This window comes from Croceitalea vernalis, from assembly GCF_031846405.1.
Taxonomy (GTDB): Bacteria; Bacteroidota; Bacteroidia; order Flavobacteriales; family Flavobacteriaceae; genus Croceitalea; species Croceitalea vernalis.
Genome location: NZ_JAVRHU010000001.1, coordinates 795,043 through 807,901, shown reverse-complemented (window position 1 = coordinate 807,901; position 12,859 = coordinate 795,043). Strand labels below are relative to the sequence as shown.

The following is a 12,859-nucleotide window of genomic DNA, read 5'->3' as shown; positions in this document are numbered from 1 at the left end:
TATTACGAATATATTGTATTGGATGCAACTAAGCAAACACTACATATTTGCTCTGTAATTAAAATTTCAATTATGGAAAATCAATTATCAAATGAGAAAGGCAATGCACTTTTTCAGAAAAAAGAAATGAAGGAAAAATTTGAATTGAGACCAACCTCGGCATTTATTTCCGCTTCTTGGTCAGCACTATTTATCGGCATGGTATCATACTGTATTGGTTTATGGAATGCCAATATGTGGCTCAATGAAAAGGGGTATTATTTTACTTTGCTCTTATTCGGATTATTTTCGGTGGTATCCGTTCAAAAAAGTGTTCGCGACCGTCAAGAAGGCCTACCAGTAACTGATGCTTACTATGGTATAAGCTGGTTCACTACAATAGCTTCCATCTTATTATTGATAATCGGCCTATGGAATGCTGATTTAGAACTAAGTGAAAAAGGTTTTTATGGAATGTCCTTTCTTTTAAGCCTTTTTGCAGCAGTAGCAGTTCAAAAGAATACAAGAGATGTAAAATATATTGATGAGAAAAATGATAAATAAATGCTATTAAAAAAGCGACTCTTATGGAGTCGCTTTTAAATTTTTATAAAAGTTCATCTCATCCATATACTCCCACACTGCGGCTGGTAATAGTGGTTTAATATTTTTACCCAAAGCGTGCTGTTGTCTAATAAATGTGGAAGATATTTCCATTATTGGAGCGGCAACCCGATGTATTTTAGAATGCCCTTCAAATTGATGTGCTATAACTCCCTTTGAAATTCTTGGGTATACATAAAGGCTATACCGTTCTAAAATGACCTCGTAATTTTTCCATTTATGGAATCCTTTCAAGTTATCCTCTCCCATGATTAAAGAAAAATGATAGCCCTCAGGATACTTTTCTTCTAAATGAACAAGAGTATTTACAGTATAATTAGGCTGTTGTAAATCAAACTCGATTTTACTTGGCTTTAACTTTGGATAATCTAGCGTAGCCTCTAAAACCATTTGATACCTATGGTTATTATCCAATAAGGTTTTCTTTTGCTTAAATGGACTTTGGGGCGTAATAACGAACCAAACTTCGTCTAAGTCAGAGAATTCAACCATATGATTTGCAATGGCCAAATGCCCAATATGAATTGGGTTAAAGGTCCCAAAATACAAACCAATATTCTTCATCACTCTTCTTCTGAATTACTTTTTACACCAACAAAGTTAGCTACTAAATCATGGGCCTCTTTAAGTGCAATATCTAAATCATAATTTTTAATAATAACATCAAATTGAGGCGCTGTTGCTAATTCTACTGATGCTTTGGCAATTCGCATATTGATTTTATCATCGCTTTCGGTACTCCGCTTTTTTAAGCGGATTTTCAATTCGTCAACGCTAGGTGGTTTCACAAAAACCGCTAAGGTTTCCTTTTGATACTTCTTTTTAATACGAAGCCCTCCAGCCACATCTATATCAAATATAACATTCTTACCTTCTGCCCAAAGGCGTTCTACCTCACTCTTCAAGGTGCCATAAAAATTATCACGATATACTTCTTCCCACTCTAAAAAATCTTCATTTTTAATATGATTTTTAAACTGTGAAATAGACATAAAATAGTAATGTTCTCCGTTTTTCTCTTTTCCCCTTCGAGGACGCGAAGTTGCTGAGACTGAAAAAGCAAGATTAAGTTCTTTATGAGCTAAAAGGTGCCTTACAATTGTGGTTTTACCGCTACCTGATGGTGCTGAAAATATAAGAAGCTTGCCTCCTTTACTCATAATACATTCAACATTTGTTCTTTAATTTTTTCAAGCTCATCTTTCATTTGAACTACCAATTGTTGCATAGGAGCATAATTGGCCTTTGATCCAATGGTATTGATTTCTCGACCAATTTCTTGTGAAATGAAGCCAAGTTTTTTTCCGTTAGAATCGGCAGAATTTAAGGTGGTCCTAAAATAATCTAGGTGGTTCGCTAAACGCACTTTTTCTTCGGTGATATCGTATTTCTCTAAATAATAAATTAACTCTTGTTCAAAACGATTGGCGTCTAAATCAACTTTTAAATCTGCAACTGCCTTTTCTAAACGCTCACGAATAGTTCCTAAACGATCATCATCCATGGCTTTGACTTCTTCTAAAAGACGATCCAAAGTAGTAAGTCGGTTCGTAAAATCTTTTTCTAGCACCATACCTTCCTCTGTTCTAAAGGTATTTATTGCTTTTAAAGCCTCTATTAAGGCATTTTCAATTGTTTTGAACTCTTCTGGGTCAATATCTTGTTTGTCTGTTTTTAAAGTGTCAGGCATTCTAAGAGCAATTTCTAATAGCTTTACTTCATCTCCATCCGCAATCTCTCGCAATTGCTGCATATACTTTTTTACTACCCCAGCATTCACTTCAGTAGATGTCTCCTCTCCAGTGATTTCAATATAAAGACTAAAATCAACTTTGCCTCTTATTAAAGAATCTGCAATGGTTTTACGTAACTGTAATTCTTTTTCACGAAATGCCTGCGGAATACGGGCATTAATATCTAAGTTTTTGCTGTTAAGTGATTTTAGCTCTAAACTTATTTTTTTTGAAGAAAGCTGTACGATATGCTTCCCGTAGCCTGTCATGGATTGAATCATAGAAAAAATCTAGGTTTTGCCAAAGGTAGGAAAAACAGGGATTTGTATTTAAAATTAGAATATGGTCCTAGTCTAATGCTCTTACCCAAATATTACGATAACTAACTCGACTGTTATCTTGATGGTCTTGTAATTGAATGGGGGCATCACCGTGGACAGCGTTCTTTGGCCATCCAATATATTCTGTGGTACCTTCCAATTCATAATGATCTTGAATTAAAACCCCATTATGAATAACGGTAATTGTACCTGATACTAGTTTATCGCCGCTCATGGCAAACTCAGGTGCATGGTAAATGATATCATAAGAATTCCATTCTCCACTTGGTTTTGAAGCCATCGCTAAAGGAATGGATTGCTTGTAAATAGAGCCGACTTGGCCATTAACATAAGTGTCGTTATCATTATTGTCAAGCACTTGCACCTCATATCTATTTTGAAGAAAAACACCGCTATTTGCCCTATTCTGGCCCTCGCGCTGCACCTCAGCGGGCGATTTCCATTCTACATGCAATTGCACACTTCCAAAATTTTGCTTGGTTTGTATACTCCCTGTTTTATCTTTCACGGTCATACTTCCATCTTCATTAAGTAGCCATTTAACAGCAGAACTATCTGCAACATGAATCCAGTTCTCCAGACTTGTTCCATCAAATAACACTATGGCATCGCTTGGCACCCCATTTTCACCAACAGTAACTTTTGGTGGAACAGGCTCATATATTTCAGTTTCTTCCGGCTTTGTTGGTTCTTCTTTTATCATTTTAGAAACAACTTGCGTATTGACTTCCACCTTTGCAGAATTGGTCTCTTTACAACCAAAAAATACAGCACTTAACACCATTAAACCAAGTAATTTTTTCATGCTATAATTCTTTGATTTGAATATTTCGATAAGCAACAACATCACCATGATCTTGCAAACCAATTTTACCTGTTTGATGTTTACCAAAACCATCCCAATCAGCAAATTTAGATTTTGCAACCATAGCATCCCAAGCTTCGCCGTGAACCGGAAACTCAACAATATTTTCGCCGTTTAATCGTACACTACCTTGATTGGTCTTATGATTAATAGTAATGAGGCATAAATTCCATTCTCCAACAGGTTTGACCATTTCTTTGCTTGGTGCAATCATGTCATACAAAGCACCGGCCTGATGGGTGGTACCCGCTTTAGCATCTGGGTGCGCGATATTATCTAAAACCTGAATCTCTGGACCTGTTTCATAAGGTTGACCATATTTTGAATCTTCCAATATGCCCCAGAAAATACCACTATTACTTGCCTCATTTACTTTCCATTCTAAGGAGAGCACAAAATTGGTATACTCTTTATCAGAAACTATATTATAACTTTTCCCATTACGTTCTTTTGGAGGATAAAAAACCATTGCTCCATCTTCCAATTTCCAAGCATCAGAAACCCCTTCTCCCAAATACTCATGCCAGCCATCAAATGATGTGCCGTCAAAAAGCATTACCCAGTCATTTGGCATTGTTTCCATAATAACTTCTTTCTCAGGTTCTGTAACTGCGTTTTCTTTTTTCTCTTTTTGTTTGCAACTAAAGAGCAAAACGATTACGGTAAGGGTGATTACTTTTTTCATATCAATTAGCTATTTTAATTAAAAGCCCATTATGGGCTTTATAATCCTAAAATTCTTTTTAATTCTTCTTTATCAATATCGGCTCCGGCAAAATCATCAAAAGTTTTTTGCGTTGCTTCAATAATATGATCTTGTATAAACTTGGCACCCTCTCGCGCGCCTTGTTCAGGGCTTTTGATAACACACTCCCACTCCATAACCGCCCAAACATCACATCCATATTGCGTTAACTTTGAGAATATGGTTTTAAAGTCAATTTGTCCGTCGCCTAAAGAACGGTATCGTCCAGCTCTATCAGACCAATCATTATACCCGCCAAAAGCTCCTTTTTTACCTGTTGGATTAAACTCAGAATCCTTTACATGAAATGATTTTATGAATTCATGGTAATGATCTATATAAGTGATATAATCTAATTGTTGTAATACAAAATGACTAGGGTCATAGAGTATATTGACCCGTTTATGATTTCCTGTTGCCTCCAAAAATCGTTCAAAAGTATCTCCATCGTGTAAGTCCTCACCTGGATGAATTTCATAACAAACATCGACGCCTTCTTTATCAAAATGATTTAAGATAGGCATCCATCTTTTGGCCAATTCTTCAAATCCCATTTCAACTAAGCCCGCCGGTCTTTGCGGCCAGGGATGCATGGTATGCCATAACAATGCGCCTGAAAAAGTTGCATGAGCATTAATCCCTAATCTGCGACTAGCTGTAGCTGCCTTTTTAACTGTTTCAACTGCCCAAGCCGTTCGTTCTTTTGGCTTCCCTTTTAAAGCGTCAGGAGCAAAATTATCAAACATTATATCATAGGCTGGGTGAACTGCCACTAGTTGACCTTGAAGGTGCGTAGATAACTCTGTAATTTCCAATCCGTATGAATTGATTTTCCCCTTTAACTCATCACAATAATCTTGACTTTCTGCCGCTTTATCTAGGTCGATTAAAAAAGATTCCCACGTTGGAATTTGAATACCTTTATACCCTAAATCGGCTGCCCATTTGCACATACCATCCAATGTATTGAATGGAGCTTTGCTATCAACAAACTGTGCTAAAAAAACTGCTGGACCTTTAATTGTCTTCATTATCATCAATTTTTTGAACGATTTTTTCCTAAAACTATAAGGAATATCGCCTATATTTAAGAATTATACTTTTGATTTTATAAGCCATGCTATGTAAGCTTATAAATATAGCGATTTAGCCAATACTCAAAACAACAAAAATGAATCAAAATACAGTTTACGATGCCATAGTAGTGGGTACAGGTATAAGCGGTGGATGGGCTGCCAAAGAGCTATGTGAAAATGGCCTAAAAACATTGGTTTTAGAAAGAGGTCCCATGGTCAAGCATATTGAAGATTACAAGACCATGAATGATGACCCTTGGGATATGCCTTTTAAGGGCACTTTGTCAAAATCAGACGAGGAAAAATACCATAAGCAACGACGCGTTAGCTGGGCCCCAACTGATGACGTAAAACACTTTTTTGTAAACGATTTAGAACATCCGTATGAAGAAACCAAAAGATTTGATTGGATTCGTGGTTATCATGTAGGCGGTCGTTCTTTAACATGGGGACGTCAAAGTTATCGTTGGAGTGATATTGATTTTGAGGCTAATTTAAAAGAAGATATTGGGGTCGATTGGCCTGTTCGGTATAAAGATATTGCTCCTTGGTATGACAAGGTGGAATCTTATATTGGTGTAAGTGGGCAAAACCTTGGTTTAAAACAACTACCTGACGGTCAGTTTCAACCTCCGATGGATCTTAACTGTGTTGAGAAAGACCTTCAGGAAGCAATGACTAAAAAGTTTGATGATGGTCGTTTATTAACTATTGGAAGAGTTGCTCATATTACCGAAAATACAACTGAATTTAAAGGAAGAGGACCATGTCAATACAGAAATCGATGCTGGAGAGGATGCCCTTTTGGAGGTTATTTTAGTAGTAATTCTTCAACACTTCCTGCTGCTGAACGAACTGGTAATATGACTTTAAGAGCAAACTCAATTGTTCACGAAATCTTATATGATGAAAGTACTAAAAAAGCTGCCGGAGTTAAAATAGTTGATGCCGAAACCGGAGATACTATTAAGTTTAAAAGTAAACTCGTCTTTTTATGTGCCTCAGCAATGGCTTCAGTTGGAATTTTGCTTCAATCAAAGTCAGCTACATTTCCTAATGGTATTGGCAACAACTATGATGAATTGGGGCGAAACATTATGGATCATCACTATAATCTTGGCGCTACAGCTAAAGTAGATGGTCATTTAGACAAGTATTATAAAGGCAGAAGACCTAATGGTTTTTATATTCCACGTTTTGTAAATATTGATGAGAAAACAAAACGAAATGATTTTTTAAGAGGATTTGGATATCAAGGTGCAGCGAGTAGAAATGATTGGTCGCAAATGGTTGCTGAAATGGGTTATGGTAAGGCGTATAAAGAAGCTATTTTAAAACCTGGAACTTGGGAAATTGGAATGACTGGTTTTGGAGAAATGCTGCCCCATCATGATAATAGAGTCACTTTGAGTATGGATAAAAAAGATAAGTGGGGTTTACCCCAACTTGACTTTGACGTAGAACTTAAGGCCAACGAACTGAAAATGCGAGAGGCTATTTTTGAAGAATCGGTTAACATTTTGAAATCAGCTGGTTTCAAAAATGTAAACACATGGGAACGTCCTTACGGTCCTGGACTTGGTATTCATGAAATGGGCGGTGCACGAATGGGATGGAATCCTAGAACCTCAGTTGTTAATAAACACAATCAAGTTCATGATGTTCCAAATGTGTATGTTACTGATGGAGCTTTTATGACCTCGGCGAGTTGTGTAAATCCATCTTTAACTTATATGGCCTTTACAGCTAGAGCAGCTAATCATGCTGCTGAACAATTCAAATTAGGTAAATTCGCTTAACAAATACTGGAATACATGGAAAACGCCTCTGCAAGAAATCTTTGGGGAGATTTTTTAGATAAACACACGGAATTTGCTTTTGAAAAAGCTCCGGAAGTTGGCTATTTTGGTGATAATGAAAAAGACGCGAACAATCTGGCAAAACTGGTCCAAAAAGAGATTAAAAGAGCTACTTCATATTCGTTATTAGGCTTACAATTACATGAAAAATCCTTGCCGAAAATTGGTGACTTTTTTATTGTAACGGATTGGAACGGAAAAGCCAAATGTATTATTAAAACCACTTCTGTAAAAATGATGCCTTATTTTTCTGTGCATGCAGAGCATGCTCGTTTAGAAGGTGAAGGAGATAAAAGTCTTGAATATTGGCAAAAAACTCATTGGGAATATTATACTCGAGAACTCGAGGAATTTAATAGAAGACCATTGGAAAGTATGATTGTTGTTTTTGAACGTTTTGAAAAAGTATTTTAAAAAGACAATGGCCGCATATAGCGGCCATTTTTATTTGAGGCGGGGTGTCAGAATAGGCTAATCCATATCTATCCAAACATTTCCTTGTTTATGTGAGGCAACTGTGCCTTCAATAAAATTCATTCCGCGAACACCATCTTCCATAGTTGGAAATTCACAATCGTTATAATCTTCTCCTCGAATTGCCTTAGCAGCTCCTAAATAAATATTCGCCATGGAATCAAAAATACCTTCGGGATGTCCGGCTGGTAATTTAGTTCCGCTTAAAGAAACTTCAGAATTATATGGATGTCCCGGTTTATATACTTGTAGTGGTTTTCCTTCCGTAAAATAATACAAGAAATTAGGATTTTCTTGCTCCCAAACAAGTCCTCCTTTTTCTCCATAAATACGAATAGCTAAGCCATTTTCTTCTCCTGTAGCTACTTGACTAGCCCGTATTACTCCTTTTACATGATTGTCCATACGAATCAATACGGTGCCATCGACATCCATTTTATTGTCTTCATATAGGTAATTAAAATCACAAAGAAGGGAACTAACTTTTAGCCCTGTAGTAAACTCAACAAGATTAAAAGCATGCACACCAATATCACCCATACATGAACTGATTCCGGCTTTGGTTGGATCCAAGCGCCATACGGATGAACGTTTTTCTTTATCATGAATTATTGGGTTAATCCAACCTTGATAGTAACGAGCATCAACTTTATGAATTTTACCCAGTTCTCCATTTTTAATCATTTCTCTCATTTGACGTACCATCGGATACCCGGTGTAGGTATGCGTTAGCGCAAATACCTTGCCTGACTTTTTATGAGCAGCTTCCAATTCTTTTGCCTCAGCATAATCCATGGTCATTGGTTTTTCACAAATCACATGAAAGCCATTATCCAATAACTTTTTTGCCATAGGAAAATGCAAAAAATTTGGCGTTTGAACTGAACAAACTTGGATACGTTCATCTTCAGGCAGTTTTAACTCTTCTTCAATTAGGGTATCAAAATCCTTATAAATTCTATTGGTAGGAATATCAATCTCTTTAGCAAAAGCAACACTTTGCTCATGGTTGGGATTGAATACTGCCCCAACAATTTGATAGTTATCATTTATGTGTGATGCAACCCGATGCAAAACACCAATAAGAGAGTCACCTCCCCCACCTAAAATTCCTAATCTAATTTTCTTTGGCATTACTTTAAATTATATAGTGTAACATGTTTTTAAGCAGCTTCAGTCGGAGCGCTATTAATTCTTTGTTCTTCAATCTTTTTTCTCATTACAAACAGAATTCCAAAAAGCACAACCAAAGCCAATGGAAAATAGACCATAAAGCCTAATACAGCTCTTCCAGCTTCAATATCTGCTAACTCTCCAACAAGGCCTGTACTTAATGCATTGGCTTTTTCAGTATCTAATCGTGACCCAATAATTGGGTTCCAAATAGAAGTAGCAAACATTCCAGCACCTCCCATTAAAGACATTCCGAGAGCCCCTGTTTTTGATGTATATTCTGAAGTAAAACCAATCATTGTTGGCCAAAAATAACATACTCCTAGAGCAAACAATGCAGCAGCAACATAAATCATTCCACCTTCAGAGATACTCATAAAATAGATAGCACTTGCTGTTATAATTGCTGACATGAAAAGAACTCCAATTGGGTTCAATTTATGTACAATAGGTCCGGCAAAAAATCTACCCAAAGCCATTATACCTGTAACTAATGCTAAAACCAACATTGGACTTGCTCCTGAGCTACCCAAAATAGTTTCTACCCATTGCTGTGGTATAAATTCTGAAGTAGCTGTCAGCGTCATACAAACTATCATAAATAAAAATAACGGATTGCCAAGTGCTTTGATATTTTCAGAGGTATTGGATTCGATATTCTCGCTTTTTGGAAATTTTTGAGTGAATACCAAAAAGCCATAAATCAAAGTAGGAATCAACATGGTTGCAATCTGCAATTGCCAACCAAGACCTGCATCAGTCATAAACTTTGAAACCAGTGAACCTATTACTAATCCACCAGGAAACCACACGTGAAATTTGTTGAGCATGGCTGTTCTATTATTAGTATACATATCGGCAATCATAGGATTACAGGCAGCCTCAACAGATCCATTAGCAAAACCAATAAAAAAGGTTGAAATAATTAAGGTCCAAAAACCTCCTGCATAAATAGTCAGAACTAACCCAAGAAGGTGACAAACAAATGCTGTAATTAATAATTTTTTTGGCCCAAGTGCATTGTACAATAAACCTCCAATAAGCATAGCTAAAGGAAAACCTAAAAAGGCCATACTATTAATATATCCTAATTCTTTATTATTAATTTCAAAATCAACACCTAATTGTGTTAATATTCCAGCTCTAATTGCGAATGTCATTGACGTAACGACCAGTGATATACAGGCTGCAAAAAAGAGTTTATTCTTGTTTATTTGTTCCATGATTATTTTATCTAATTAAATTGGTTACTATTTGTATTCTATTTTTTCATTTTTAAATGTGACAGCAAAAATGACGAAAACTAATAAGGCAAAACCAGCAGGATACATCCAAATGGTTTGCCAGGTATGACCTCCGTTTTCTAAAAGATAGGTGTCTGTTATTTTTCCTGCAATCCAAAACCCAATCAACATACCTACACCGTAAGTGGCCAATGTAATCAAACCTTGGGCTGCACTCTTATATTTTTCTCCAGCTTTCGTATCGGTATAAATTTGACCAGACACAAAGAAAAAATCATAACAGATACCATGAAGTGCAATACCAATTAAGAGCATAAAAGTTAATTCACCAGAATTACCATAAGCAAATAATAAATAACGAATAGTCCATGCTAACATTCCTGCAAGGATTGTTTTTTTAAAGCCGTATTTTTTAAAAAAGTAGGGTAAAAGCAACATAAACAACACCTCTGAAATTTGACCAATCGTCATTTTACCTGTAGGATTACTCACTCCTATTTCTGACAAAAAAGGGTTGGCATTTTGATAATAAAAAGCTAAAGGAATACAGATCAAGACAGATGAAAGAAAAAATATCAAAAAGTTTTTATCCTTAAGAAGTTTCAACGCATCAAGACCTAAAAGGCTTGAGATAGTAACTTTCTCTTCTTTTGAAACTCTTGGTGGAGTTTTTGGTAAAGTAAAACTAAAAAAACCTAAAATTGCAGAAGCTATACCCACCATAAGAAAAGTGTTTTTCAACATGCCTTCTGCTCTAGATTCAGGTGAATCCCATAGAAAAACATAACTTATAATCAAGCCCGCAATAATCCATCCTATAGTCCCAAAAACTCGAATAAGTGAAAACTCTTGAGCTGGATCCTTCATTTGATTAAATGATATAGAGTTCACTAAAGCTAAGGTCGGCATGTATAAAATCATATAACCTAAAACGTATGGATAGAATACGTCAAAACTATCTGCTCCATACATTAAATACATTAAGACGGCCCCTAGTATATGAAGCACGCCTAAAATGCGTTCGGCGTTAAAATATCGATCAGCAATTAAACCTATTATAAAAGGAGCTACAATTGCACCCCAAGATTGTGTGGAGAAAGCTTTGGCAATTTCAGCTCCACTAGCGTTGAGGTTATCGCCTAAAAAAGTACCTAAAGTCACAAACCATCCTCCCCAAATAAAGAATTCGAGAAACATCATAAAAGACAATTGAAACTTGACCTTATTACTCATTTAACCTATTAAATTATCGCTTGTAATGAATATAGTCTAAACCCAAGGGTTGTATATTATTACTTCTAAAATCTGCCAATATTTGACCTCTATGATGAGTTGAATGATTAATAATATGGAATAGAATATCTTTTAAATCATTCGCAAAAGACCTTCCTTCAGTCGTCATAAAATCAATCCTAATATTCAAATCATCATTATTTCGAATGATTTCAAATGTAGCTCTTTGATTTTCGTAATGAATGTCTTGCCAATCAGCTACTTTATGAATTTGCCAAACATCATAACTACTTTCTTCTTTTAAAATTCTTTTATTCCAAATATGATGGGCATTAAGAATATGACTAAACAGTTTAATAGTATTATCAGAAATAGCATCGAACTCAACGGCCTGCTCAATAAGCTTTTTATTACAATAAAAATTGTAATCAAAAAGTTGATTAAAAAATCCTTCCATAAAAATCAATTAGGCTAATGCAGTACCCTCTTTAATAAGAAGGTTCTTAGTGGCTAAAATTCCGTCTTCTTCACTTAAATTTTCACCCTCATATTCTACGCCAACATATCCAGAATATCCAGCATCTTTAACAAGTTTTAATATTCGCGCAAAATCTATTTTTGTCTCGTCACCATTTTCATCAAAATCATAAGCTTTAGCGCTAACTGCTTTAGCATGCGGCATTAATTCTTCAACACCTTTATATTTGTCATACTCTTCAATACATTTTGACTCGTAATAATCACCCGATTCTCTTTTAATACAGAAATTACCAAAATCAGGCAGTGTTCCACAATTGTCCATATTGACCTTAGTCATAACACTAGCTAACATGGCCGCATTCGATGATAAGCCTCCATGGTTTTCTACAATAATGTTAATGTTCTTATCCTTTGCATAAGTAGCTAATTGGGATAATCCATCAACGGAGGCAGCTACCCAATTTTCTGGTTCTTGCACACCATTTAAATTAACGCGAATAGAATGGCAACCCATTGCTGCGGCCGCATCGACCCATTTATGGTGATTCTCTACAGCTTCTTTTCTTTCTTTTTCGTCTGATGCAGCCAAATCACCTTGTCTATCAATCATAATCAGAACATTCTCAAGCCCATGCTTTTTTGCCTCAGTATTACATTTATCAACAAAATTCTGCATGGCCTCTTCAGAAAAATTGGCAGCCTCTAATTCCGCATTATATAATTGACTTACATATTCTAAACCGGTGAAACCCCATCCCGCAGCTTTTTCTGCGAAAGTGTATGGGTCTACACCATCATTTCTTATCATTTTATTTATCGACCACTGAGCTAGCGATAATTTAAAGAATGGTTCTGCCATCGATTTTTCAACAACTTCCTCTGTAGCATCAATTTTTTCTTCTTTTTTATTCTCTTTACAAGCATATGCTCCTAAAAAAGTAAGGGCTAAACCTGTTTTTGCAGTACTGTTTACAAATTTTCTTCTATTCATGGTCGGTTATTTTGAAGTTCTGATAATTAACAAATTAAGATT

At 35.9% G+C, this 12,859-nt stretch carries 14 protein-coding genes; 3 read left to right on the top strand and 11 right to left on the bottom strand.

Going from position 1 to position 12,859, the window contains the following annotated elements:
- Nucleotides 1–72 precede the first annotated feature (72 nt).
- The gene (gene yiaA, locus RM520_RS03625) at nucleotides 73–543 is read left to right on the top strand and encodes an inner membrane protein YiaA (protein ID WP_311384344.1); all 471 of its coding nucleotides are present in this window, start codon (nucleotides 73–75) and stop codon (nucleotides 541–543) included.
- Between the two features lie 21 nt (nucleotides 544–564).
- Here yiaA and nadD read toward each other — a convergent pair whose 3' ends face one another.
- The 6 genes from nadD to RM520_RS03595 form a co-directional block, all read right to left on the bottom strand.
- Nucleotides 565–1,167 carry a nicotinate (nicotinamide) nucleotide adenylyltransferase gene (gene nadD / locus RM520_RS03620; protein WP_311384343.1) on the bottom strand — a complete coding sequence of 201 codons (603 nt, stop codon included), beginning with the start codon at nucleotides 1,165–1,167 and terminating at the stop codon, nucleotides 565–567.
- Nucleotides 1,167–1,763 carry a guanylate kinase gene (gene gmk, locus RM520_RS03615; RefSeq protein WP_311384342.1) on the bottom strand — a complete coding sequence of 199 codons (597 nt, stop codon included), beginning with the start codon at nucleotides 1,761–1,763 and terminating at the stop codon, nucleotides 1,167–1,169. The genes nadD and gmk overlap by 1 nt, the downstream gene beginning before the upstream one ends.
- On the bottom strand, nucleotides 1,760–2,617 hold the full coding sequence (locus tag RM520_RS03610) for a YicC/YloC family endoribonuclease (protein WP_311384341.1): 858 nt from the start codon (nucleotides 2,615–2,617) through the stop codon (nucleotides 1,760–1,762). Before RM520_RS03610 ends, gmk begins: the two co-directional genes overlap by 4 nt.
- A gap of 67 nt (nucleotides 2,618–2,684) precedes the next feature.
- Nucleotides 2,685–3,482 carry a 3-keto-disaccharide hydrolase gene (locus tag RM520_RS03605; protein WP_311384340.1) on the bottom strand — a complete coding sequence of 266 codons (798 nt, stop codon included), beginning with the start codon at nucleotides 3,480–3,482 and terminating at the stop codon, nucleotides 2,685–2,687.
- A gap of 1 nt (nucleotide 3,483) precedes the next feature.
- A complete protein-coding gene (locus RM520_RS03600; protein WP_311384339.1) occupies nucleotides 3,484–4,227 on the bottom strand; it encodes a 3-keto-disaccharide hydrolase in 744 nt (247 codons plus the stop codon).
- Nucleotides 4,228–4,265: 38 nt separating this feature from the next.
- Nucleotides 4,266–5,318, bottom strand: a complete 1,053-nt coding sequence (locus tag RM520_RS03595; protein ID WP_311384338.1) for a sugar phosphate isomerase/epimerase family protein — start codon at nucleotides 5,316–5,318, stop codon at nucleotides 4,266–4,268.
- A 140-nt stretch (nucleotides 5,319–5,458) separates the two neighbouring features.
- On the opposite strand from RM520_RS03595, the gene RM520_RS03590 reads away from it, so the two are divergent.
- Nucleotides 5,459–7,162, top strand: coding sequence for a GMC family oxidoreductase (locus RM520_RS03590; protein WP_311384337.1), 1,704 nt, complete (start codon nucleotides 5,459–5,461; stop codon nucleotides 7,160–7,162).
- 15 nt (nucleotides 7,163–7,177) lie between these two features.
- Nucleotides 7,178–7,636: an ASCH domain-containing protein gene (locus RM520_RS03585; protein ID WP_311384336.1), complete on the top strand. Its 459-nt coding sequence runs from the start codon at nucleotides 7,178–7,180 to the stop codon at nucleotides 7,634–7,636.
- A gap of 57 nt (nucleotides 7,637–7,693) precedes the next feature.
- Here RM520_RS03585 and RM520_RS03580 read toward each other — a convergent pair whose 3' ends face one another.
- From RM520_RS03580 to RM520_RS03560, 5 genes are read right to left on the bottom strand one after another with little or no spacing between them, the layout of a single operon-like run.
- Nucleotides 7,694–8,830, bottom strand: a complete 1,137-nt coding sequence (locus RM520_RS03580; RefSeq protein WP_311384335.1) for a Gfo/Idh/MocA family protein — start codon at nucleotides 8,828–8,830, stop codon at nucleotides 7,694–7,696.
- Between the two features lie 29 nt (nucleotides 8,831–8,859).
- Nucleotides 8,860–10,092 carry an MFS transporter gene (locus tag RM520_RS03575; RefSeq protein ID WP_311384334.1) on the bottom strand — a complete coding sequence of 411 codons (1,233 nt, stop codon included), beginning with the start codon at nucleotides 10,090–10,092 and terminating at the stop codon, nucleotides 8,860–8,862.
- A 27-nt stretch (nucleotides 10,093–10,119) separates the two neighbouring features.
- Complete coding sequence (locus RM520_RS03570) at nucleotides 10,120–11,346, bottom strand: nucleoside permease (protein ID WP_311384333.1); 1,227 nt, start codon at nucleotides 11,344–11,346, stop codon at nucleotides 10,120–10,122.
- 13 nt (nucleotides 11,347–11,359) lie between these two features.
- Nucleotides 11,360–11,803, bottom strand: coding sequence for a DinB family protein (locus tag RM520_RS03565; RefSeq protein WP_311384332.1), 444 nt, complete (start codon nucleotides 11,801–11,803; stop codon nucleotides 11,360–11,362).
- Nucleotides 11,804–11,812: 9 nt separating this feature from the next.
- On the bottom strand, nucleotides 11,813–12,817 hold the full coding sequence (locus RM520_RS03560; protein ID WP_311387000.1) for a sugar phosphate isomerase/epimerase family protein: 1,005 nt from the start codon (nucleotides 12,815–12,817) through the stop codon (nucleotides 11,813–11,815).
- Nucleotides 12,818–12,859 lie beyond the last annotated feature (42 nt).